The organism is Acidovorax sp. KKS102, from assembly GCF_000302535.1.
Lineage (GTDB): Bacteria > Pseudomonadota > Gammaproteobacteria > Burkholderiales > Burkholderiaceae_C > Acidovorax.
Window position 1 is genome coordinate 4,523,641 of record NC_018708.1, and the last position, 20,905, is coordinate 4,544,545.

Sequence of the window (20,905 nt, forward strand, 5' to 3'; positions counted from 1 at the left end):
AACATGGACAGGTCAGCGGCGCTCGTACACCGTCTTACCACGCAGGGTGAACAGATCTTTGGACTCGCTGAAGTTCTCCGCGTGCCCCACAAACAGCATGCCACCCGGCTTGAGCACGCGGTGGATTCTTTCGAGCACGCGCCGCTGCGTGGGTGCATCAAAGTAAATCATCACGTTACGGCAGAACACCACGTCAAAAGGCTCCTTGAACGGCCAATCGTCCCGGATGAGGTTCACACTCATGAAGTCGATGGCGCGCCGCAACTCCGGCTTGGCGCGGACCATGCCCGCGTTGCCGCCTTTACCTTTGAGAAAGAATTTCTGCAGACGCTCCGGACTCAAACCCTTGACGCTGTCGAGCCGGTACACACCCTGCGCCGCAGTGGCCAGCACACGCGAATCAATATCACTGGCTGTCAACTTGAAAGAGGCGTTGGCACCCAGCGCCTCCAGAGCGGTGATCACGATGGAATACGGCTCTTCGCCCGTGGAGGCCGCGTTGCACCAGACCCGCCAGTTGGCAGATGGCTTGGAGCGCAGGTGCGAGGCAAAAATCTCGAAATGATGCTGCTCGCGAAAAAATGCCGTGAGGTTGGTGGTCAGCGCATTCACGAACTCCTGCCACTCTGGCCCGTCGTGGGTCTCTAGCCAGCTCAGGTAGTCGTGAAAACTGGTATGCCCCGTGTCGCGCAGCCGCCGCGACAGGCGGCTGTAGACCATGGCGTGCTTGCCATCGTGCAAGCTGATGCCAGCGCGCTGATAGATCAGCGCCTGTACACGGGCAAAGTCTGCATTGGTCCAGACAAATTCACGCCCCTGGGCCAAAGGGCCAGAGGGCGCCGCCGCTGCGGCATATGCAGGATCTACCCTAGCAGGGCCTGACCGGACTGACGCCGAAGCACTGGTGGTTTGGGCCATATTGATCGTCCGAGGGGAAGTCCTGTTCGCTCCAAAAGGTCTGCAAGCCTTGCTCACAGCCTGAGGTACGTCTGCGCCACCACGGGCTGCTGACTGCGGCGCCTTACTCGTTGGCTGTGACCAGACCCATGTCCACGCTGGACATGAGCTTTTCAATATCCAGCAAGATCAGCATGCGCTCGCCCACGGACCCCAGGCCCAGGATGCAGCTGTTGTCGATCGCGCTCTCGATATCGGGGGCCGACCGGATGCTCTCTGGCGTCAACTCCATCACATCGCTCACCGAGTCCACCACGATACCTACCACCCGGTTGCGCAGGTTGAGGATGATGACCACGGTGAAACTGTTGTAGTCCGCCTGCGCACAGTTGAACTTGATGCGCATGTCCACGATAGGAACAATCGTGCCGCGCAAATTGACCACGCCCTTGATGAAGTCCGGAGCGTTCGCAATGCGGGTCGGAGGTTCGTAGCCGCGGATTTCCTGCACCTTCAGGATGTCGATGCCGTACTCTTCCTGGTCGAGGCGGAACGTCAGATATTCACGCGCGCCCGTGGGTGCAGCGTCTGCAGTTTTACCGATCACACTCATGGTGCATTCTCCTTTCATGGCGGCGCAGCGCCTCCAGGGCGCTCACACCTGTATCTAGTGGCGCGCCCGGCGCACCAAACCACCCGTGTCCAAAATCAAGGCCACGGTGCCGTCACCCAAAATGGTGGCGCCCGACACATTGGGCACCTTGCGATAGTTCGACTCCAGGTTCTTGACGACCACCTGGTGCTGGCCCAGCAACTCATCCACCAGCAAGGCCACACGGCTTCCGTCCGCCTCAACCACCACCATGATGTTGCTGGATTTGTTGAGGTCAAAGCGCGGGACCTGGAAGATCTTCTCCAGTGCGATGACAGGCATGTATTCGTCGCGCACCTTGACGAGCTGCGAGCCTTGCGCCACGGTGCTGACATCGTCCGCATTGACCTGGAACGATTCCACCACCGACGACAGGGGAAGGATGTACACCTCTTCGCCCACGCCCACCGACATGCCATCCATGATGGCGAGCGTCAGCGGAAGGCGCACGGACACCTTCATGCCGTAGCCCTCTGCCGAATCGATCTCCACCGAGCCATTGAGCGCTGCAATATTGCGTTTGACCACGTCCATGCCGACACCACGACCGGACACATCCGTCACCTCGTCGGCGGTGGAGAAGCCTGGAGCAAAAATCAGCTGCCAGACGTCGGCATCGCTCATCTGATCGGACACCTCAATGCCGCGCTCCTGGGCCTTGCTGAGAATTTTCTCGCGCGACAGGCCACGGCCATCGTCACGCACCTCGATCACGATCGACCCCCCTTGGTGCGACGCAGACAAGGTGATGGTGCCGTGCTCGGATTTGCCCTTGGCCAGACGATCGGCCGGCATTTCGATACCGTGATCACAGCTATTGCGCACCAGGTGGGTCAGCGGGTCGGTGATCTTTTCGACTAGGCCCTTGTCCAATTCGGTGGCTTCACCCAGGGTCACCAGTTCCACCTTCTTGCCCAGCTTGTTCGCCAGATCGCGCAGCATGCGTGGGAAGCGGCTGAAAACGATGGACATTGGAATCATGCGGATCGACATCACCGACTCTTGCAAGTCGCGTGTGTTGCGATCCAGATCGGCCAGCCCGGCCAGCAATTGCTGATAGGCCCCAGCATCGAGGCCCCGGCTGTTCTGCGCCAGCATGGCCTGCGTGATCACCAGTTCACCCACCAGGTTGATCAGTTGATCGACTTTCTTCACATCCACGCGGATGGTGGTGGACTCCATCTGCGCCTGCATCGCCACCTTGGGCTCGGCGCTCGCCTTGGGAGCAGCTTTGGGAGCTTGTGCGACAGGCGCGTGAGCGGCCGCTGCAGCCTCACCATGGGGCGCGCCGGGAGCGCCATTGAAGAATCCGTAAGGCGCCTCGCCCCCGGAGGTATCTACGGCAACCACCGGCTCGTCGTCTGCCTCTGCGGCGGCAGCCTCGCCAGAGGCGGCTGCGTCACGAATCAGTACCTGCTCTTTGGCAACATGGAACGCAAACAGGTCCAGCAAATCGTCGTTGGTGGACGTCGTTTCGACCGCAAAGACCCGTGTATTCGCTTGGCTGCCGGGAACATCGCGGATTGCGCCCAAACCAGGGATATCTCTGAACAACTCTTTGATCGCATCGGCCTGCTCGGGGCGGTCCAGTGGACCGATCTGGATTTCCAGCTGCCGCGCCTGCCCTGGCACAGCAGGCGCAGAAGCCTTGGGTGCGGGAGCCGGGGCGACCGCGACAGGCGCGGGCGCAGGAGGAGGCGGAGGGGCAGCCACAGGCGCGGCGTCGTCGGGGACCAAACCCGCAGCCAGATCACTGATGCGACGCACCAAGGAGGTAGTGGAAACCGCTTCACCCTGCCCACCCGCCTGATGCCGGGCCAGCAGGCTGCGCGAAGCATCCGCAGATTCCAGCAAAACATCCACCATCTGAGGGATGGGTTGCAATTCATGACGGCGCAGGCGATCGAGCAGGGACTCCATCTGATGGGTCAGTTCGGCCACATCCGAAAATCCGAAAGTGGCGGAGCCGCCTTTGATCGAGTGAGCGCAGCGGAAGATACCGTTGAGCTCTTCGTCGTTGGCACTGCTCAGGTCCAGATTCAGGAGCATCTGCTCCATCTGGTCGAGGTTCTCACCCGCTTCCTCGAAAAAGATCTGATAGAACTGGCTGAGGTCGAAGTCAGCGCCTGCACCTGATCCTTCTTGGTAGGTTTCCGCCATGGTGGGCTCCTGTGTACTAAATGATCTCCGTCAACCCGGCTCAGCGGATTACTTTCTGGATGACTTCGATCAGGCGATTCGGATCAAAAGGTTTCACCAGCCATCCTGTGGCGCCCGCCGTACGACCCGCCTGCTTCATCTGATCGCTCGACTCTGTCGTCAGGATCAGGATGGGAATGGTCTTGAATTTGGGGTGCTCGCGCAATTTGCGGGTCAACCCAATGCCATCCAGACGCGGCATGTTCTGGTCGGCCAACACCAAGTCGATGTTGTGCGTCTCAGCCTTTTCGAGGGCATCTTGCCCATCCACTGCCTCCACGACGTGATAGCCGGCACCAGTCAGGGTGAACGACACCATTTTGCGCATGGAAGGTGAATCATCAACGGCAAGGATCGATTGCATGTATGGCTCCAACTGACTTGAATATATAAGGTAACCAGTGATGTGAACGTCAGAACAGGTCCACCGAACCTGCATCCATCTCGCTTTGGGTGACAGGGTTCGGCCTGTCAGGCGCCATCTCTGCAAAGGGCGCGGCATCTTCACCCTCTTCGTGCCCCATGGCTTCCGAGGCCAGGCGGAAGGCACAGCCTTGTAACACCTTGGTGGTGTGCCATATCAGCTGGGAGGCCATGTCCTGGAACTGCAGCTCAGTCACCGCGCTGCGCAGCGCTGTCCGCGCAGCCACCAGCTCTGGTGAATCGGCCACCACGGCGTCTGTCAACATGGCGTTTGCCTCACCAAACCGCTCTAACAGATTGTCGGTGGCATGGTTCAGCAAGCCTTCCAGACGGTGCAAGTCATGCATCACGACCAGCAAGGAGTCCTGCAGCTCTGCCGCTACCATGACGGGAACCTGGACAGCAGGTCCTACAGGCGTTGTTAGCGTAGATTGCATCGTTTCTCCATCGCAGCACGTAGCAGCAAAACACGCAAATACACAGGACTACGATAAATGCATCAGTAACCTGCCAAGGCCTCCGTGCAAACCGGAGCATCCGCGACCATTGGACGCTGACGCCCCAACCCTCCCAATCGGACAAACACCCTTGTTTGTTCCAATTTGTATCCTATGATAGCGCTCCTATGGGCCTTGCAGCATCAGACCAGACCCTTGAAATCCTGCATCTTGAAGATTCACCGGCCGATCACGAATTGGCAACGCGTGCTTTGCGTCGATCCGGGCTTCAATGCCACCTCCAGCGGGTGGACACTCTCGCAGAATTCCAAAATCTGATAGATAGCGGCCACTTTGACATCATCCTGGCAGATTACCGCCTGCCTGGCTTCACTGCATTGGATGCATGGGCCCATGTGGCACAAAAGCCGCATCACCCACCGTTTGTGCTGCTGTCGGGCGCCATCGGCGAAGCTGCAGCGGTGGATGCGATGCGGTTGGGGGTGGCGGACTACCTGCTCAAAGACGATATCCAGCGGCTGCCCCACGTCATTGCCAGGACTTTGGAAGTGCACGAGGCACGCAATGCACGCGAACAGGCCATTGCAGAGCTGGCGATATCACAGCGTCACCTGGCCGAACTGGCCGAGCATCTTCAAACATCCATCGAACAAGAGCGCGCCGCCATTGCCCGCGAGATCCACGACGACATTGGCGGAGCCCTCACCGCAGTGCGTTTTGACGTGGCATGGATCGGGCGTCACAGCACCGACCCGGTCATGCAAGAACATGCCACATCTGCGGCAGACATGCTGCAACACGCGATTGGTGCCAGCCAGCGGATCATGATGAACCTGCGCCCCCCCATTCTGGAACAAGGGCTGGTGGCGGCTGTCCAGTGGCTGGCCTCCAGCTTTGAGCGCAGGACCGGCATTCCCACGAAACTGCAGAGCAGCAGCGACACCATAGACTGCCCCCCCGAGGTTCAGCTGGTGGCCTATCGCACAGCTCAGGAGGCATTGACCAATATCTCCAAGCACGCGCAACCTGGCAAAGTGGACGTTGAGCTGTCTGACAAGGAAGGCGTTCTGACCCTGGAAGTCGCGGACAACGGCCGTGGCATGGATGCCACAGTTCGCGACAAACCCAAGGCCTTCGGTCTCAAGGGCCTCCAGGAGCGCGCACGTACCGTAGGGGGTTGGCTGGATATCAGCAGTCGTCCGGGTCAGGGCACATCGGTCATCCTCTCGGTACCACTACCATCTCCAGACACATCCGCATCAGGGGACGCTCAGTGATTCATGTCGTCTTGTGCGACGACCATGCCGTTTTGCGGCGTGGCATTCGCGACACGCTTGCCGAAGCACCGGACATTCAGGTGACCGGCGAAGCAGGCGGGTACTCCGAGCTGCGGGAAGTTCTGCGCACAGCCGCCTGCGATGTTCTGCTGCTGGACCTGAACATGCCTGGCCGCAGCGGGCTGGAAGTATTGGCCAGCCTGCGCGAAACCCACTCCACCATCAAAGTGCTGGTGGTGTCGATGTACCCCGAGGATCAATACGCGTTGCGCTGCCTCAAGGCAGGAGCCCAGGGCTACGCCAACAAGGCTGGCGACCCGGTGGAGCTGATTGCGGCCGTACGCACAGTGATGCAGGGTCGCAAGTACCTCACCGCCGAAGTGGCCCAGATGCTGGCTGACAGTCTGGCCCAGCCCACACCCGAGGCCCCCCACGCGGCACTGTCAGAACGCGAATTGCAGACCCTGGTCAAGATCGCCTCCGGTCGGCGCTTGTCGGACATTGCCGAAGAATTGATGCTGAGCCCCAAAACGGTGAGCGTGTACCGATCACGGGTTCTCGAAAAATTGAAGCTTTCGAACAACGCGGAACTGACGGTCTACGCGATCCGTAACCAACTGGTGTAGCTGGATTGACTACCTGCCGGCAGAGAACAGATCCACAGCCTGCTGCATCAACGCCAACACCGGTTGCTCGAGCATCGGCAGTGTTGCTGCAATCCCCAGCATCCCCACCGTGAGCGTGACGGGGAAGCCCACTGCGTAGATATTCATTTGCGGCGCTACGCGCGAAATGATGCCCATGGTCAGGTTGACGAACAGCAGCAGCGCGATCATGGGCATGGCAATCCAGAGAGCGCTGGAAAACAGAGAAGCCCCCAGTTCATGCAAGCGCATCTGCCCGAGCGCCTGCAAAAAATTGCCATCCACAGGAAAGCGGTCAAAACTCTTGACCACAGCCATCAAGATCAACAAGTGGCCATTGATGACAATAAACAGCAGCATGGACATATGACCAAAAAAACGCGCCACAGCACTGATCTGTCCATTGGAGGTAGGGTCAAAGAATGAAGCGAAGTTGAGCCCCATCTGCAGCCCAATGATTTCCCCAGCCAGTTCGACCGCCGTGAACACGAGGCGGACCGAAAAGCCAATCGCCAGCCCCACGGCCACCTGCTGCGCTACCGTGCCCAGCGCCTCACGACCGTTCACGCTGATGACAGGCTGCTCACCCAGAACACCTTGCGCGCAGAGCGCCACCAAGAACGCCAAGCCAATCTTCACCCGCATGGGGACGACGCGCATGGAGAACACCGGCGCCACAGAGAACAACGCGAGCACGCGCAAAAAGGGCCACAGGATGGGAGACAGCCACACCATGATCTGCGCTTCGGAGAAGGTAATCACGCTCCTCCTCCCATGATTTGGCTACGGCGCTTTGCAGACCCGGTTGCCTCCGCCCTACACGTCGAACTCAGACCCAAGCCGTCCGCCGTCATCCACAGACAAGCTGGTGCCCCAGTTGCCATGGCGCTATCCGATCATGGACGGGATCGATTCGATCGTCCTGCGAATGAAGTCCACCAGGGTACTGAGCATCCAGGGCCCCGCAATGGCAAACACCACCATCGCCGCAATCAGCTTGGGCACAAAGGCCAGCGTTGCCTCATGAATCTGCGTGACCGCCTGAAAAATACTCACCAGCAAGCCCACCGCCATGACCACGCCCAGCACAGGCATGGAAATCATCAGCAGCAAGGTGAGGGCATCGCGCCCAATCGTCAGCACCATTTGTGAAGTCATGGCGGAATCCCTCAGGTGACGAAGCTGGCGGCCAACGAGCCAATCAGCAGGTTCCAGCCATCCGCCAGCACGAACAACATGAGCTTGAACGGCAATGCCACCAGCACCGGCGACAACATCATCATGCCCAATGACATGAGGATGCTGGACACCACCATGTCGATGACGAGAAACGGGATGAAGATCATGAACCCGATCTGGAACGCCGACTTGAGTTCACTGGTCACGAAGGCAGGTACCAGCACACGGATCGGCGCCGTCTCGGCCGTCACTTTCGGGTCCAGGCGCGCGAGCCTGGAAAACAGCGCAAAGTCCGATTGCCGCGTCTGCTTGAGCATGAAGCTGCGCATGGGTGCCTCCGCCCTGTCCAGGGCCAGCTCAAAGCCGATGGTGTTGTTGGTGTAGGGAACGTAGGCGTCCTGGTACACACGATCAAGCGTCGGCCCCATCACAAAAAAGGTGAGGAACAACGACAGGCCAATGATGACCTGATTGGGCGGTGCCGACTGCGTTCCCAAGGCCTGGCGCAGCAGGGACAACACAATCACGATCCGGGTAAAACCCGTCATCATCAGCAACACGGCCGGCAAAAAAGACAGTGCCGTAAAAAACAGCAGGGTCTGAATGGGCACCGAGTAGCTGGTTCCAGAAGGCCCATTGCCGACCACCAGCGGCAACGCGCCGGCATTTTGAGCCCACACGGAGCTTTGCGCCATCAAGCCCACCGCGGCGACTGCCCATGGACCTAGCCGCCGAGCTCCGCGCCTTATCCGTAGAGAGACCTGCTCACACATGGGCGGACTTCCCCGCATCAGCCGACGCAACTCGCATCTCCTGGGCAAATGATGGGCTTGCCGGTAATGACGCGCCCCTCGCGTCCTCGGCCGCCTTGCCGGCCACGGGCAGCACATGAAGGCAGTTGACCTGCTGTGCAGTCACCCCCAGGACCAGCCAGGTCCGCGCGTTTTCAGGCCCCACCTCCACCGTCACGACCCGCTGCTGGGGTCCGACGGCCACCGCGGATACCACGCGTGATGCCCCTCCGGCCGCCAGCGCTCCCGAGGACTGTCGTTGCTGAAGCCGGCGCACCGCCCAGGGAAGCAAAGCCATGGCCCCCACAAACAGCACTACGACCAACAGCGTCTGGGTCATGCTCCCACTATCCACGGCTCACCCGACGCAAACGTTCCGAAGGTGTGACCACATCAGTCAGGCGGATACCGAACTTGTCATTGACCACCACCACTTCGCCTTGGGCGATGAGGTAGCCATTGACCAGCACGTCCATGGGCTCCCCCGCCAGTGCATCCAGTTCCACCACCGAGCCTTGCGCCAGCTGGAGGATGTACTTGATTGGTACCTTGGTGCGCCCCAGTTCCACGGACAGCTGCACCGGGATGTCCAGCACCATGTTGATGTCGTTGACCGTATCGCCACCCGCGGCGCCGGAAAACGGCCGCACGGGCTCACCAGACAGCGGTCCACCTTGCTCTGCATCGGCAGGCTTTTCGTCCGTGCGCTTCTGCTCTTCCAGCGCCTCGGCCCAACCCGCAAACGGGTCGTCCGCACCAGCGTCCTTGTTGTCTTCTTCAGTTGCCATTTTTCTCTCCCAGCCAGCTCATATCCGACGTACGCAGGCACTCTTCAATGCGGATGGCGTACTTGGAATTGTGGGTTCCATACTGGCATTCAAAAATTGGAACCCCTCCGATCGACGCACGGATGCGGGGCTCACGGTCCAGCTCGATGAAGTCACCAGGCTTCATCGCAAGCAATTGCTCCACAGTGGCATCGGCCTTGGCCAGCTCCGCCACCAGCGTGACCTCTGCAGACTGGATTTCGCGCTTGAGCACGTTCACCCAGCGACGATCCACCTCGATGGAATCGCCCTGTGTGGACGAATACAGGACATCGCGGATCGGCTCCAGCGTGGCATACGGCATGCAGACATGGATCGCACCGGAGAGGTCTCCGATTTCCAGCTGAAACGCCGTGGACACCACGATTTCGCTGGGTGTAGCAATGTTGGCAAACTGGGGCTGCATTTCTGAGCGCTGGTACTCCAGCTCCAGCGGGTAGATGCCCTGCCATGCCTTCTTATACTCAGCGCAGATCACATCAACCAGCCGGTTGATGACCCGTTGTTCCGTGGGCGAAAAGTCACGCCCCTCGATCCGGGTCTGGAACTTGCCGACCCCCCCATACAGCGTGTCGATGATGCCGAACACCAGCGAGGGTTCACACACGATGAGCCCGCTGCCACGCAAGGGGCGGATGGCCACAATGTTGAAATTGGTAGGGACCGCCAGCTCGCGCAGAAACGCGCTGTAGCGCTGAACGGACACGGTACCCACCGATATTTCCGGGCTGCGCCGGATGAAGTTGAACAGGCCGATGCGGAAGTTGCGCGCAAACCGCTCGTTGACGATTTCCATCGTCGGCATGCGGCCACGAACGATGCGCTCCTGGCTGGAAATGTCGTAATTGCGGACGGCCCCTGCCTCCGCCACTTCCTCCACGGACTTCTGACTCTCGCCCGTGACCCCTTCCAGAAGGGCATCGACCTCTTCCTGCGAAAGAAATGAATCACTCATGGCTGGTCCTTAACCCGTGGGCTCATTGGATGATGAAACTCGAAAAGAGTACCCTGCGCACAGGATTGCGCTCGGCACGCTTGCGCGCTGCGGGGCGCTCCTCCGCGTCTCCGTCCTGTTCAGTAGCCGCTGCCGCCTTGGCACGCTCGCGCTCCGACGGCACGGAGTAGCCCAAGGGCCGCGAGACCTCACGCAATATGTCGTTTGCCAGCTTCTCTTTGCCCTCGCGCTGTAGCAGCTCCGAGGAAGTGCGCTGGGACACCAGCATCAAAATGCCGCTGCGAATCGAAGGCAGGTACTGTTTGACCTGCTCTGCAGTTTTGGCGTCATCCACCTCCAAGGTGATGCCAATCTGTGCAAAACGATCCCCCCCTGGGTCCGCCAGATTGACCACCATATTTTCCATGGGCAGGAAGGTGGGTGCGACTTTGGGCGACTCCTTGTGCGCTGCAGGTGCTCCACCGCCCTCTTCGTCTTCGGCGGCGTGGGACCGGCTGGAGACGAACCATGCGGCCGCCCCCCCTCCAATCACCAGCACAGCCACCACCACACCGATGATGATCAACAGCATCTTCTTGCTCTTGGCGGGTGCTGCTGCGGGAGTATTGGCTGACACGATGGAGTTCCTTGCGGTATGGAGCAGGTGATGCGGGCACTATCAATGTGCGAGCATGACCGGATAGCCCATTATTGGTCGGGGGTGTAACCAATAATAGCCAGAATAAAAGCCCAAAACCATGGCATTCACCGCGCTCGCCGCCCGTGCGAATGGCGAAGGGGTCTGCCCCCGCAAATCAAACGAAGATGTCCACCGCGCGGTCCAAAGCCCCACCACCACGTGCCAGAGAGGTGGTACCTGCTGGAACAGCAGACACCACCTGCGCCTGACGCGCTCCTTCGCGGGGACGCTGCTGCCCGGTCTCGCCACCACCTTCACTGCCATGTGCCGAAGTGCCCACCGACATGCCAGACAGTACCAAACCCTCGCTGCGCAACAGATCACTCAGCTGCGCCATGCTTTGGTCCAGCAGTTCCCGCGTATGCTGCTGATCGCTGCGGAACGACACATGCGCTTCGTTGCCCGACAGGGACACCGACACCTCCACGGGGTGGCCATCTCGCTGCAGCGTCAACTCTGCGTTTTGCGTCTTCTGGTTCACCCAGTAGGCTACCTGCTCGGCCACCTGCTCCTCCGCCCCCAAAGCATTAGGGTCCGCTAACGCCGTGGCATCGGTGAAGCCACCCGCATCCGAAGGCGATGGCCCTGACACGCCTTCAGACCAGGCGCCAGTAGTTCCTGCGCCCTCTCCATTTCTATGAGAACGAACGTCGGCGGGTGACTCTGCGGCTTGAGCAGATCCGACCATCGCAACCAAACTGTCGGCGAGCGGTGCTGCCGACTCCACGCCGATAACAGGGACTGACTGGGTAACACTCGAACGATCCACCGTGCCGCCTGCAACCCCACCTATCAAAGTCCGCTCTCCAGTGGAGGACAACAGCGCTGAAGAAAAGCCATGCACACTGGTGGGACGCACTGCCGAGTCTCTGAAAGCAGCAGAGCCGAGGGACGCATCGGAGCCTCCCATACCGCTGACGCGTTGCGGACTACCACTCTGCGTGCGCGAAAACGCGCGTCCGAACCCAGCAGATGCTCCGTGTATGGGTTCCAGGTCTGTAGACGCATCCAACTTCGCAGTCTCCGCGCTCAGTCCCTGGGGGATACCTTCAAACAACTTTTCACCGAGCCCACTACCCAAAGAAGCTATAAGCCCTTGGGAGTCAGACTGCGCGACTGCCACTGCTCCACCGAGACTAAGACCAACCGGCGGGGATGGATGCAGCAACATCTGCCTATTGACCGTACTTGAGCCCTCAGTGTTTTGGGACGGAGCAATCGAATACTGCCACGCAGAGGCCGCCGAGCCCAGCGGCTCACTGAGAGCGCTGACCGAAGAGGCTGCAAGCCCTTGGGGGCCAGACTGCGCTACTGCTACTGTCCCGCCGAGACTAAGACCAACTGGCCGGGGTGAATGCAGCAGCGTCTGCCTATTGACCGTACTTGAGCCTTCAGTATTTTGCGGCGGAGCAATCGAGTACTGCCACGCAGAAGCCGTTGTATTCGGAAGTCGCAGCGAAGAGAACAGGCCGAGCCATGCACCAACAGCCGACGCGTCCATTGAGGGCGTGGATACGACATCAGTGGCATTTTCGAGAGCGGGCGAAGGGTTATCAATCACATTGTCACCTTGCGTATTCTCGCCCAAACCATCCGTAGCGCCCTCAAACGTCGCCAGCAGCGCGAAAAAACCGCCTCCAACTGCGAGTTTACCAGCCTCCACGGTCTCGGAATGAGACGACGATTTCGCGCGGGCGGTGTGGGCGGGCTGGGTACCCTGCGAGGAAGCTACTTTGGTCGGTCCCATGTTCAATTCTCCTGGCCTACATTGCGATACTGCAACGCGGCGCGCTCGTCGGTTTGTTTCTGATCCCTGCGCTGCTGCTGCAGAGCAAAGTCGCTGCGCCTCTTCTCCACCACCTTGCGCAGGCTGGCTAAGCGAAGCTCGGCATCCAGCAGCGCGCGCTGCGCAACTTGCACCCGCGCAGATTGATCACCCACCACACCGTTCTGAATGCTGGCCGCATGGCCCAGCCTGTTCATGAACTGGTAGTGGTGGTACATCACTTCGGGCTGCATGGCCGTATCGGCCTTCATGCCCCAGCGTGACTCAGTCTCTCGGGCGTAATCTTCCAGCTGATTGAGCTGGGCACGTGCCGCCTGCTCGGCAGCCAGCGTGTCCTGCAAAACCTTGCGGGCATCGTCCCGCTTGCGGGAAGCCACTTCGACCGCGACGGAGAGGGCGTTGAGACTGGACATGGCTGCCTACCTTGCCGGCCGTCAATGATCCAGCACCGCGGCCATGGCGCCTACGCTCTGGTCCATGGAAGCTGCCTCAAACATGTCCTGCTGCAGAAAGCCCGCCATCTGCGGCTGCAGGCGAATGGCCTCGTCCAACGCCGGATCGGAGCCGCTCATGTAAGCGCCCACCTGCACCAAGTCCCGGCTCTTCTGGTAGCGCGAATACACCGCACGGAACCGCCGCGCCAGATCAAAATGCCCGCGAGACACCACGTTGTGCATCACCCGCGACGCCGATTGCTCGATGTCGATGGCCGGGAAATGCCCGGTCTCTGCCAAAGCCCGTGACAGCACAATGTGCCCGTCCAGAATGGCACGCGCAGCATCCGCGATGGGGTCCTGCTGGTCATCGCCCTCCGATAGCACCGTATAAAACGCCGTGATGGAGCCGACGCCATGCAGGCCGTTGCCGCTGCGCTCCACCAGCTGGGGCAGCTTGGCAAAACAGGACGGCGGATACCCCTTGGTGGCAGGCGGTTCGCCAATGGCCAGTGCAATTTCTCGTTGCGCCATCGCGTATCGGGTGAGTGAATCCATGAGCAGCAACACGTGCTGGCCCTTGTCGCGGAAGTGCTCGGCCACGGCAGTGGCATAGGAGGCGCCCTGCATGCGCAACAAAGGGGGCGCATCGGCAGGGGCCGCCACCACCACCGATCGCGCACGGCCTTCCTCGCCCAGGATGTCCTCCACAAACTCCTTGACCTCGCGGCCCCGCTCCCCGATGAGTCCGACCACGATCACATCGGCCCGGGTGTAGCGGGCCATCATGCCTAGCAACACACTCTTGCCCACCCCAGAGCCTGCAAACAGCCCCAGGCGCTGACCTCGCCCTACGGTCAGCAAAGCATTGATGGCGCGCACACCGGTATCCAGAGGCTCCCGCACCGGGTCCCGGTCCATGGCATTGATCTGCCGGCGTCCCATGGGCTCCGACACGACATCCTGTACCGGCCCGCCGTGATCGAGAGGCAGGCCTTGGGCATCCACCACACGCCCCAGCAATCCATCGCCCATGGGCAGACGCAGCACCCCGGCGCGCTGCACAGGCCGGGGAGGCTCGCCCAAGCGGGGCATGGTGATGTACGGTGCGGCCGGCACCACACTGGCGCCACTGGACAGCCCATGGATGTCGCCCGCAGGCATCAGAAATGCGCGGTCGGCAGAAAACCCGACCACCTCCGCCAAGACCGGCGCATGCCCCGGCATTTGCACCATGCACTGCGAGCCCACGGGCACACGGATGCCCACGGCCTCCAGCACCAGCCCCGTCAACCGTGTGAGTGTGCCGCGCGTCTCCAGCGGCGCACCTTCGGCCACGCGCTCCCGCGCGTCGTCCATGAACCGAGTCCAGGCCGAAGGAGTGTCAATGGTCATCACCATCCCCACCCGCATCGTCATCCCAAGGCGACTGCAACCCCAAAGACGCAATGGCACGCTGCCAACGCTTGTCGATGCTGCCATCGACGACGGTGCCAGCAGACTCCACCAGGCAGCCCCCTGCAGGTACGGCGGCATCCGCCATCCATTGCACACCCGGTGCATTGACCTCTTCGCGCAAAGGTTCTGCCATGGCCTCCATGTCTACCGGATTGAGCCGCACCGTGGCAGGGCGCCCCTCGGTCACGAGCATGCCAACAGCCTCTCGCACCACGGGCAACAAGGCATTGGGGTTGACCGACAGTTCCTGGCGCACCACCTGGCGCGCGATGTCGCACGCAAGCTCCAGCACCTGCTGCGCCATCCGTTGCTGCATGTCGATCAGGCTCGCATCGAGCGTTTGCAGCACGCTCTGCAAACGCTGCGCCGCCTCTTGCCCCTGCCGGGCAATGTATTCATCCATGCGGCGCTGCCATTCGAGCGCCGTCTGCGCTTGTCCCTGAGCGAAGCCCTCTGCATACGCATCGTCACAGGCTTGTTGGACAAGGGCCTGCTGCGCCACTTGATCCAGCTCGACAGGCAGCTCCACGACAGGTTCCGGCTCGGCCTCTGGCTCCACCAGGTCGGCCCCATCTACGGCAGAGAACTTCCATTGTTTGAAGTCGCCGACCTCCTCACTGGGAATGAACCGTGCATAAGAACGTTGGTTAGACGAAGGCATCATCACCACCACCACCGATCATGATCTGGCCCTCGTCGGACAGGCGGCGCACCGTCTTGAGAATTTCCTTCTGCTGCGCCTCCACCTCGGACAGTCGCATGGGACCACGCGACTCGAGATCCTCACGCAGCGCTTCTGCGGCGCGTGAAGACATGTTGGACAAGAATTTCTCACGCAGTTCGGGCACCGCACCCTTGAGGGCCACGATGAGAGTCTCGGATGCCACTTCCTTGAGCACTGTCTGGATGGCCTTGTCGTCGAGCTTGAGAACATCTTCAAACACAAACATCTTGTCCATGATCTTCTGGGCCAGGTCGGGGTCGTAGCCACGAATGGACTCGAGCACCACAGCGTCCATGTTGCCGCCCAACAAGTTGATGATCTCTGCGGCCGCCTTGACGCCGCCAAGCGAACTCTTACGAATCTTGTCCCCGCCCGCTAGCACCTTGAAAAGTACTTCGTTCAGGTCCTTGAGGGCCGTGGGCTGGATGCCTTCGAGCGTGGCCACGCGAAGCAAAATCTCGCTGCGCTGGCGGTCGGACAGGTGCATCAGAATGCCCGATGCCTGATCGCTATCCAGATGCACCAGGATGGCAGCAACGATCTGCGGGTGCTCGTTACGCAATAGCTCAGCCACTGACAGCGGATCCATCCACTTCAGACTCTCGATGCCCGAGACATCTCCCCCCTGCAAAATCCGGTCGATGAGCAAACCAGCCTTGTCGTCGCCGAGCGCGCGCTTGAGCACCGCGCGCACGTAGTTGCCAGTGTCGGATACCAACAGGCTTTGGGCTGCAGCCGCGTTGGAGAACTTATTGATGACCTCGTCCACTTTTTCGCGCGACACGGAGCGCATGCGCGCGATAGTCTCGCCCAGCTTCTGCACCTCTTTGGGCGAGAAATGCTTGAACACCTCGGCCGCCTCTTCCTCGCCGAGGGACATCAGCATGATGGCGGCATCGTGGAGTCCTTGGTCGTCCATGGTCGTGGTCCGTGCAATCGGTGGCGGCTACTAAACTGGATCGCCGTTCAGCCAGGTCTTGAGAATATTGGCTACCGCGACCGGATTCTCCTTGGCCAACGTGCGCGCATCTTCCAAGCGCAGCTGCTCAGGGGTCGCAGGCAAAAGTTCGTCCTTACGGGCGGGCGCCGCCAATGCCGGGCGCTCAGGCATTTCTGCCTCCAGAGCGTCGAGTTGACCACCAGTCACCGACTTGCCGACTGTTGACTTTACAGGTGCGGGGCCTTTGAGCGCAGGACGCACCAAGCCCAACAGTACCAGGGCAGCGAACAGAACCGCACCCACCGGCCAGGCAAAGGTCTTGGCGAGGTCCACTACCTCCGGCTGCTTCCACAGCGGCGCATCCGTGGTGGGTACTGCCGTCACCTGGAACGGTGTGTTCATCAGATTCACCGAATCGCCGCGCTCACGGTTGAACCCAATGGTTTCGCGCACCAGCGCCGTCATCTGTTCGATCTGTTCGGCTGTCAGCGCCTTGGTCACTGTCTTACCCTTGTCCTCTGCCGACTGATAGTTGACCACGACTGCAGCACTTAACCGCTTGACTGCACCCGTGCTGCCACGGACTACCTTGACGGTCTTGTCCACTTCGTAGTTGGTGGTGGACTCGCGCTTGCTTGTCTCTTCTTCTGCGCCCTGTTGGCCCCCGGCATTCGGCGCAGGATTAGCGCCGTTGACGGGCGCTGCAGACGGGGCTGGCGGCTGGTTGGCCACTGCGCCGGCCACACCCGTAGCGGTCTTCGTCGCACTCCCGCGGCTTTCCAGCACCTGCTGGCTGCGCACAGCACTCGAATCCGGCGTCTGGTTGGGGCGGAACTGCTCGGAGGTGGATTCGGTCTGCGAAAAATCCACTTCCGCCGTGACCTGCGCCTTGACGTTGTCGCGGCCAACCACTGGTTCCAGGATGTCCATGATGCGGCGGGAATACTGCTGCTCCAGCTGCTGTACGTACAACAGCTGCTGGGCATTGATTTCAGCACCTGCCGTGCTGTCGGGGGACTGGGAGAGCAGTTTGCCAGTGTCGTCCAGCACGCTCACGGCGGACGGTGCCAGCTCAGGAACGCTGGAGGCCACCAGATGCACGATGCCCGCGAGCTGCGCGCGATCCAGAATGCGCCCGGGATGCAGACTCACCAACACCGAGGCCGAAGGCTTTTGCTGCTCACGGAAAAAGCCGTTCTGGTTGGGCAAGGCCAGGTGCACACGAGCGCTTTGCACCGACGACAGTGCCTGGATGGACCGGGTGAGTTCCCCCTCCAACCCGCGCTGGAAGTTCAGACGCTCCTGAAACTGCGTCATCCCGAATTTGTTGGACTCCATCAGTTCAAAACCCGCGACGGAGCCCTTGGGCAAACCCTGCGTGGCCAGCCGCAAACGTACATCGTGCACGCGCTCTGCAGGAATCAGGATGGCGCCGCCACCCTCGGAATACTTGTAGGGGACGTTCATCTGAGACAACTGGGCCACCACGGCCCCGCCATCCTTATCGCCCAGGTTGGAAAACAGCACCCGGTAGTCGGGCTGGCGCCCCATCACGACGGCCGCAACGGCAGCAGCCACCAGCAGCGCCACGCCCGCACCCAGCCGCATGCGCTGTGCCCGGTCGAGGGCGGACAGCCGCTGCAGCCAGTTGGGGCTGGCCGGCGTCGGGAGCGGATTGAGAGGGACTTCAGCAACAGCAGACATCTTGCTTTCCATTAAAGCAGGCCCTGCAACAGACCTGGCGTGGGGTCGATTATTCGGTCACGCCCCCACAATGTTCGCTGGATAAGCCGTCCGTTTGGCCATCTATTCAGCGCGATGCATCCTGGGCCGGTAGCTAGGATACGCAGCATACCGCCATTCCCCTACGGATACCGCCATGGACCTTCGCATCTCCAGCTCAACTGCCCCGCTGACGGGCGCTGGCGTCGCGCGCCGTGCCGCAGCGCCGCAAACCACGGGCAATGAAGTCGGCTTCTCTGGCGCGCTCAAGGGCGCGTTGCAGTCGGTGAGTGCCGCTCAGAACAAGTCTTCAGAGATGCAAAGGGAGGTGCAAATGGAAAACCCCTCCGTGAGCCTGGAAGAAACCATGGTGGCCATCCAGAAGGCGCAAATCGGCTTTCAGGCCACCTTGCACGTGCGCAACCGCATGGTGCAGGCTTACACAGACATCATGAACATGCAGGTGTGACGATGAGCGGGACATTGAGCCCTCGCCCCTCAACCGGCAACTGTGTAGCATCACGCTGATGCCAACGCAAGAAACTATATTTTTGATAGCAAAAAAGGCGCATCGCACCATCGCTTGTTGCGAATTTGGCTGGCGGTTTCAACAACGAAGTGCGCCAGTCCCCAGTGTAAGTGGTGTCACTTTGTAGCCGTGGAACACCTCATGCGGAGTCTTCCAGCCCAAGCATCTGCGGGGTCGGTGGTTGAGCCGGTACACGGCTTGGAGCACCTCTTGCTCGCTGGCCTTGCCCAGATCGCTGCCCTTGGGGAAGTAGTGGCGTAGCAGCCCATTGTGGTTCTCGTTGAGTCCTCGCTGCCAGGGGCTGTGCGGGTCAGCAAAGTACACCTTCGTCTTCAGGCGTCTGTGCACCCACCTGTGCTCGGCGAACTCCTTGCCGTTGTCCAGCGTCAGGGTGTGGCGGCGCTTGGGATGGGGCCTGAGCATTTCGATGATGGCCTGGCCCACCGGCTCGGCCTGGCGCCGCTGCACACGCTGCGCCAGTGTGTAGCGCGAGCGCCGCTCGGTCAGGGTCACCAGCCCTGCCAGCCCACCCGCACCCGAGACGATGGTGTCGCCCTCCCAATCCCCCAGGCGCGCTCGCTTGTCCACGATGGCGGGGCGCTGTGCGATACCCACGCGATCGCGCAGTTGCCCCGCACCCTGTGTGCCTTGCGCCGGCAATGGCCGCAACGCAGGCGCGGTGCAGCTTGTCCCATGCGGCGCAGCCGGTTGTAGATGCAGGTGTGGCTGATGCGCAGGCGCCTTTCCAGCCCCAGGCGGGCGGCTGCCTGCTGAGGCGACAGGTCCAGCTGCAGATACGACAGCACCAGCTCCCACTGGGCACCGTCAAAGCGCTGAGCGTTGGTCTGGCCGCTTTGGCGCGAGAGAGCCTGTTGATGGGCGTTGTGGGCTTGGTAGGCTGTGCTGGCGTCGCTGTTGCGCCGGATCTCGCGGGCAATGGTGCTGCGGTGGCGCCCCAGGCGCAGGGCTGTCTGTGTGATCGACAGCCCCACGTCGCGCAGGCATTGGATTTGGTAACGTTCGCTTTGGCTCAGATGGGTGTAGTTCATGGTGCACTTGGGTTGACTGGCAGGTCACACAAGTCATCTTCACTTACTTGTCTGGGCCTACCTTTTGGCAACGTGCACTTCGTTGTTGAAACCGCCGCTTAAACTTCGGAGATTTGAGCGTTTGTAGACCGAAATTGCCCACTCTGTTCAGCGCTGAGCGCCTTTGGGGTGCACGGTTGGCACCGCCTGGCCACTAGCAGGCCAGCACCCCACAAGCCACTCAAGCTCTATAGACGCCCCTTCGACGGTCAGGTCATGGCCTCGCAGCAGCTTGTGCGTGCCGCGCAGCACGCACTCAATGCATCATCTGGGGCTGACCCTCGAGCAGATGCTCAAACTGCGCAAGCCAAGGCTCTGCCAGGCAGCGAATCTGCGCATCGTTGCGCAAGATGCGCTGCATGATACGGGTCTTCTCACGCCGGTGCTCAGGCAGCAACTCGTGCTCTTGCGACTTGAAGCGCAGCTGCTCGATCAGCACGGCACAGGCGCCTTCGTAGCGCACCACGCCGTCCCAGTCCTTGAGCTTGGCAGCTTCCAGCATCTTGGCGCTGCTGTCTTCAATGGCTTTGTAATAGTCAATCAGCCGGGTAGTCATGTTCACACTCCCACACCGGAGTTCGGTGCGCCGTTGGGGCCGATTTCATTCCAGCTTTGCGCTACGGGGGTAATCAGACTCACCACCTCCTCTACCAATGCCAAGTCATTATGCACATTGGCCATGGAGAGGCGGTTAACGCAATAGTCATAGAGCGCAGCTAAGTTGCGGGCAATTTCACCACCCTCCGCAAGGTTGAGGCCGCCCTTGAGGCCTTCTTCCAGAATGCGCACGGCCTTACCAATCTGGCGGCCCTTTTCGGCAATATCGCCGCGCTGCAGCGCGCCGCGTGCGGCGTTGAGCGACTGGATAAGGCCATCAAACAACATCTTGATCAACATGTGCGGCGAGGCGCTATCCACGCCGGACTGGACGCCCACTTGCCGGTAGGCCGAAGCTGCGCGAGAACTGACGGGGGTGTACATCAACGGCTCCTTCATATGCTACTTGTTATTCATATCGGCAACTGCTGGGAAAACTCAAGCAGTTTTCGTAGCACTTCAGGATCATGCAAGGCAGGCTATTACGCACTTTGAAAAACCAAATTCAATAGCAGCTGACGCTCGCCCTACAAAGGGATGTACCTCAAAACACCTAATCAGAGACTGATCTCTGATGTCTCGCCCAATCCGCGAGAGAAGAACGCATCAAAGCAAGGGCGGTCCTTGAAAAACTCTTCGAAAAAAC

At 60.6% G+C, this 20,905-nt stretch carries 25 protein-coding genes; 3 read left to right on the forward strand and 22 right to left on the reverse strand.

From position 1 onward, the window contains the following. Positions 1-12: 12 nt before the first annotated feature. From C380_RS20685 to C380_RS20705, 5 genes are all read right to left on the reverse strand, one after another. Complete coding sequence (locus C380_RS20685) at positions 13-918, reverse strand: CheR family methyltransferase (protein WP_043565699.1); 906 nt, start codon at positions 916-918, stop codon at positions 13-15. Positions 919-1,021: 103 nt separating this feature from the next. After that, positions 1,022-1,510: a chemotaxis protein CheW gene (locus tag C380_RS20690; protein WP_015015794.1), complete on the reverse strand. Its 489-nt coding sequence runs from the start codon at positions 1,508-1,510 to the stop codon at positions 1,022-1,024. Between the two features lie 54 nt (positions 1,511-1,564). Next, positions 1,565-3,709 (reverse strand): chemotaxis protein CheA, encoded by a 2,145-nt coding sequence (locus C380_RS20695; protein WP_015015795.1) that lies wholly within the window; start codon positions 3,707-3,709, stop codon positions 1,565-1,567. Positions 3,710-3,749: 40 nt separating this feature from the next. Beyond that, positions 3,750-4,112 carry a response regulator gene (locus C380_RS20700; RefSeq protein WP_015015796.1) on the reverse strand — a complete coding sequence of 121 codons (363 nt, stop codon included), beginning with the start codon at positions 4,110-4,112 and terminating at the stop codon, positions 3,750-3,752. A gap of 49 nt (positions 4,113-4,161) precedes the next feature. Beyond that, positions 4,162-4,608, reverse strand: coding sequence for a hypothetical protein (locus C380_RS20705; RefSeq protein ID WP_015015797.1), 447 nt, complete (start codon positions 4,606-4,608; stop codon positions 4,162-4,164). Positions 4,609-4,796: 188 nt separating this feature from the next. On the opposite strand from C380_RS20705, the gene C380_RS20710 reads away from it, so the two are divergent. Further along, a complete protein-coding gene (locus C380_RS20710; RefSeq protein ID WP_043565703.1) occupies positions 4,797-5,906 on the forward strand; it encodes an ATP-binding protein in 1,110 nt (369 codons plus the stop codon). Beyond that, a complete protein-coding gene (locus C380_RS20715; RefSeq protein WP_015015799.1) occupies positions 5,903-6,532 on the forward strand; it encodes a response regulator transcription factor in 630 nt (209 codons plus the stop codon). The genes C380_RS20710 and C380_RS20715 overlap by 4 nt, the downstream gene beginning before the upstream one ends. A gap of 9 nt (positions 6,533-6,541) precedes the next feature. Here C380_RS20715 and fliR read toward each other — a convergent pair whose 3' ends face one another. The 13 genes from fliR to fliF all read right to left on the reverse strand — a co-directional run bounded on the left by fliR (position 6,542) and on the right by fliF (position 18,027). Further along, complete coding sequence (gene fliR / locus C380_RS20720; protein ID WP_015015800.1) at positions 6,542-7,312, reverse strand: flagellar biosynthetic protein FliR; 771 nt, start codon at positions 7,310-7,312, stop codon at positions 6,542-6,544. Between the two features lie 126 nt (positions 7,313-7,438). Beyond that, positions 7,439-7,708 (reverse strand): flagellar biosynthesis protein FliQ, encoded by a 270-nt coding sequence (gene fliQ, locus C380_RS20725; RefSeq protein ID WP_015015801.1) that lies wholly within the window; start codon positions 7,706-7,708, stop codon positions 7,439-7,441. A gap of 11 nt (positions 7,709-7,719) precedes the next feature. Further along, positions 7,720-8,424, reverse strand: coding sequence for a flagellar type III secretion system pore protein FliP (gene fliP, locus C380_RS20730; RefSeq protein ID WP_015015802.1), 705 nt, complete (start codon positions 8,422-8,424; stop codon positions 7,720-7,722). A gap of 70 nt (positions 8,425-8,494) precedes the next feature. After that, positions 8,495-8,860: a flagellar biosynthetic protein FliO gene (locus tag C380_RS20735; RefSeq protein ID WP_015015803.1), complete on the reverse strand. Its 366-nt coding sequence runs from the start codon at positions 8,858-8,860 to the stop codon at positions 8,495-8,497. 7 nt (positions 8,861-8,867) lie between these two features. After that, on the reverse strand, positions 8,868-9,308 hold the full coding sequence (fliN, locus tag C380_RS20740) for a flagellar motor switch protein FliN (protein WP_015015804.1): 441 nt from the start codon (positions 9,306-9,308) through the stop codon (positions 8,868-8,870). Beyond that, positions 9,298-10,302: a flagellar motor switch protein FliM gene (gene fliM / locus C380_RS20745; RefSeq protein WP_015015805.1), complete on the reverse strand. Its 1,005-nt coding sequence runs from the start codon at positions 10,300-10,302 to the stop codon at positions 9,298-9,300. Before fliM ends, fliN begins: the two co-directional genes overlap by 11 nt. A gap of 22 nt (positions 10,303-10,324) precedes the next feature. Continuing rightward, positions 10,325-10,918: a flagellar basal body-associated protein FliL gene (gene fliL / locus C380_RS20750; RefSeq protein ID WP_015015806.1), complete on the reverse strand. Its 594-nt coding sequence runs from the start codon at positions 10,916-10,918 to the stop codon at positions 10,325-10,327. Between the two features lie 178 nt (positions 10,919-11,096). After that, on the reverse strand, positions 11,097-11,573 hold the full coding sequence (locus C380_RS20755; RefSeq protein WP_238544052.1) for a flagellar hook-length control protein FliK: 477 nt from the start codon (positions 11,571-11,573) through the stop codon (positions 11,097-11,099). Between the two features lie 1,157 nt (positions 11,574-12,730). Further along, positions 12,731-13,180 carry a flagellar export protein FliJ gene (locus tag C380_RS20760; RefSeq protein ID WP_015015808.1) on the reverse strand — a complete coding sequence of 150 codons (450 nt, stop codon included), beginning with the start codon at positions 13,178-13,180 and terminating at the stop codon, positions 12,731-12,733. A 21-nt stretch (positions 13,181-13,201) separates the two neighbouring features. Beyond that, complete coding sequence (gene fliI / locus C380_RS20765; protein ID WP_043566962.1) at positions 13,202-14,596, reverse strand: flagellar protein export ATPase FliI; 1,395 nt, start codon at positions 14,594-14,596, stop codon at positions 13,202-13,204. After that, the gene (locus C380_RS20770) at positions 14,586-15,323 is read right to left on the reverse strand and encodes a flagellar assembly protein FliH (protein ID WP_193353835.1); all 738 of its coding nucleotides are present in this window, start codon (positions 15,321-15,323) and stop codon (positions 14,586-14,588) included. The genes fliI and C380_RS20770 overlap by 11 nt, the downstream gene beginning before the upstream one ends. Then, positions 15,307-16,302 carry a flagellar motor switch protein FliG gene (gene fliG / locus C380_RS20775; RefSeq protein WP_015015811.1) on the reverse strand — a complete coding sequence of 332 codons (996 nt, stop codon included), beginning with the start codon at positions 16,300-16,302 and terminating at the stop codon, positions 15,307-15,309. Before fliG ends, C380_RS20770 begins: the two co-directional genes overlap by 17 nt. Before the next feature lie 30 nt (positions 16,303-16,332). After that, positions 16,333-18,027, reverse strand: a complete 1,695-nt coding sequence (fliF, locus tag C380_RS20780; protein ID WP_015015812.1) for a flagellar basal-body MS-ring/collar protein FliF — start codon at positions 18,025-18,027, stop codon at positions 16,333-16,335. 175 nt (positions 18,028-18,202) lie between these two features. Between fliF and fliE the strand changes: the two genes are divergently transcribed. Next, positions 18,203-18,514 (forward strand): flagellar hook-basal body complex protein FliE, encoded by a 312-nt coding sequence (fliE, locus tag C380_RS20785; protein ID WP_015015813.1) that lies wholly within the window; start codon positions 18,203-18,205, stop codon positions 18,512-18,514. Between the two features lie 138 nt (positions 18,515-18,652). Here the strand turns inward: fliE and C380_RS25945 are convergent, their stop codons facing one another. The 4 genes from C380_RS25945 to fliS form a co-directional block, all read right to left on the reverse strand. Next, the gene (locus tag C380_RS25945; RefSeq protein ID WP_015012306.1) at positions 18,653-19,189 is read right to left on the reverse strand and encodes an IS30 family transposase; all 537 of its coding nucleotides are present in this window, start codon (positions 19,187-19,189) and stop codon (positions 18,653-18,655) included. Next, on the reverse strand, positions 19,084-19,623 hold the full coding sequence (locus C380_RS25950) for a helix-turn-helix domain-containing protein (RefSeq protein ID WP_015011973.1): 540 nt from the start codon (positions 19,621-19,623) through the stop codon (positions 19,084-19,086). Before C380_RS25950 ends, C380_RS25945 begins: the two co-directional genes overlap by 106 nt. A gap of 295 nt (positions 19,624-19,918) precedes the next feature. Then, positions 19,919-20,218 carry a flagellar protein FliT gene (locus C380_RS20795; protein ID WP_015015814.1) on the reverse strand — a complete coding sequence of 100 codons (300 nt, stop codon included), beginning with the start codon at positions 20,216-20,218 and terminating at the stop codon, positions 19,919-19,921. Positions 20,219-20,220: 2 nt separating this feature from the next. Further along, a complete protein-coding gene (fliS, locus tag C380_RS20800; protein WP_015015815.1) occupies positions 20,221-20,643 on the reverse strand; it encodes a flagellar export chaperone FliS in 423 nt (140 codons plus the stop codon). Positions 20,644-20,905 lie beyond the last annotated feature (262 nt).

What these genes read in the sequence shown, in the direction of transcription:
- C380_RS20685 (WP_043565699.1), bottom strand. Translation starts at nt 918, where the DNA reads ATGGCCCAAACCACCAGTGCTTCGGCGTCAGTCCGGTCAGGCCCTGCT.
- C380_RS20690 (WP_015015794.1), bottom strand. Translation starts at nt 1,510, where the DNA reads ATGAGTGTGATCGGTAAAACTGCAGACGCTGCACCCACGGGCGCGCGT.
- C380_RS20695 (WP_015015795.1), bottom strand. Translation starts at nt 3,709, where the DNA reads ATGGCGGAAACCTACCAAGAAGGATCAGGTGCAGGCGCTGACTTCGAC.
- C380_RS20700 (WP_015015796.1), bottom strand. Translation starts at nt 4,112, where the DNA reads ATGCAATCGATCCTTGCCGTTGATGATTCACCTTCCATGCGCAAAATG.
- C380_RS20705 (WP_015015797.1), bottom strand. Translation starts at nt 4,608, where the DNA reads ATGCAATCTACGCTAACAACGCCTGTAGGACCTGCTGTCCAGGTTCCC.
- C380_RS20710 (WP_043565703.1), top strand. Translation starts at nt 4,797, where the DNA reads ATGGGCCTTGCAGCATCAGACCAGACCCTTGAAATCCTGCATCTTGAA.
- fliQ (WP_015015801.1), bottom strand. Translation starts at nt 7,708, where the DNA reads ATGACTTCACAAATGGTGCTGACGATTGGGCGCGATGCCCTCACCTTG.
- fliP (WP_015015802.1), bottom strand. Translation starts at nt 8,424, where the DNA reads ATGGCGCAAAGCTCCGTGTGGGCTCAAAATGCCGGCGCGTTGCCGCTG.
- C380_RS20735 (WP_015015803.1), bottom strand. Translation starts at nt 8,860, where the DNA reads ATGACCCAGACGCTGTTGGTCGTAGTGCTGTTTGTGGGGGCCATGGCT.
- fliN (WP_015015804.1), bottom strand. Translation starts at nt 9,308, where the DNA reads ATGGCAACTGAAGAAGACAACAAGGACGCTGGTGCGGACGACCCGTTT.
- fliM (WP_015015805.1), bottom strand. Translation starts at nt 10,302, where the DNA reads ATGAGTGATTCATTTCTTTCGCAGGAAGAGGTCGATGCCCTTCTGGAA.
- C380_RS20760 (WP_015015808.1), bottom strand. Translation starts at nt 13,180, where the DNA reads ATGTCCAGTCTCAACGCCCTCTCCGTCGCGGTCGAAGTGGCTTCCCGC.
- fliI (WP_043566962.1), bottom strand. Translation starts at nt 14,596, where the DNA reads ATGACCATTGACACTCCTTCGGCCTGGACTCGGTTCATGGACGACGCG.
- C380_RS20770 (WP_193353835.1), bottom strand. Translation starts at nt 15,323, where the DNA reads ATGATGCCTTCGTCTAACCAACGTTCTTATGCACGGTTCATTCCCAGT.
- fliG (WP_015015811.1), bottom strand. Translation starts at nt 16,302, where the DNA reads ATGGACGACCAAGGACTCCACGATGCCGCCATCATGCTGATGTCCCTC.
- fliF (WP_015015812.1), bottom strand. Translation starts at nt 18,027, where the DNA reads ATGTCTGCTGTTGCTGAAGTCCCTCTCAATCCGCTCCCGACGCCGGCC.
- fliE (WP_015015813.1), top strand. Translation starts at nt 18,203, where the DNA reads ATGGACCTTCGCATCTCCAGCTCAACTGCCCCGCTGACGGGCGCTGGC.
- C380_RS25950 (WP_015011973.1), bottom strand. Translation starts at nt 19,623, where the DNA reads ATGAACTACACCCATCTGAGCCAAAGCGAACGTTACCAAATCCAATGC.
- C380_RS20795 (WP_015015814.1), bottom strand. Translation starts at nt 20,218, where the DNA reads ATGACTACCCGGCTGATTGACTATTACAAAGCCATTGAAGACAGCAGC.
- fliS (WP_015015815.1), bottom strand. Translation starts at nt 20,643, where the DNA reads ATGTACACCCCCGTCAGTTCTCGCGCAGCTTCGGCCTACCGGCAAGTG.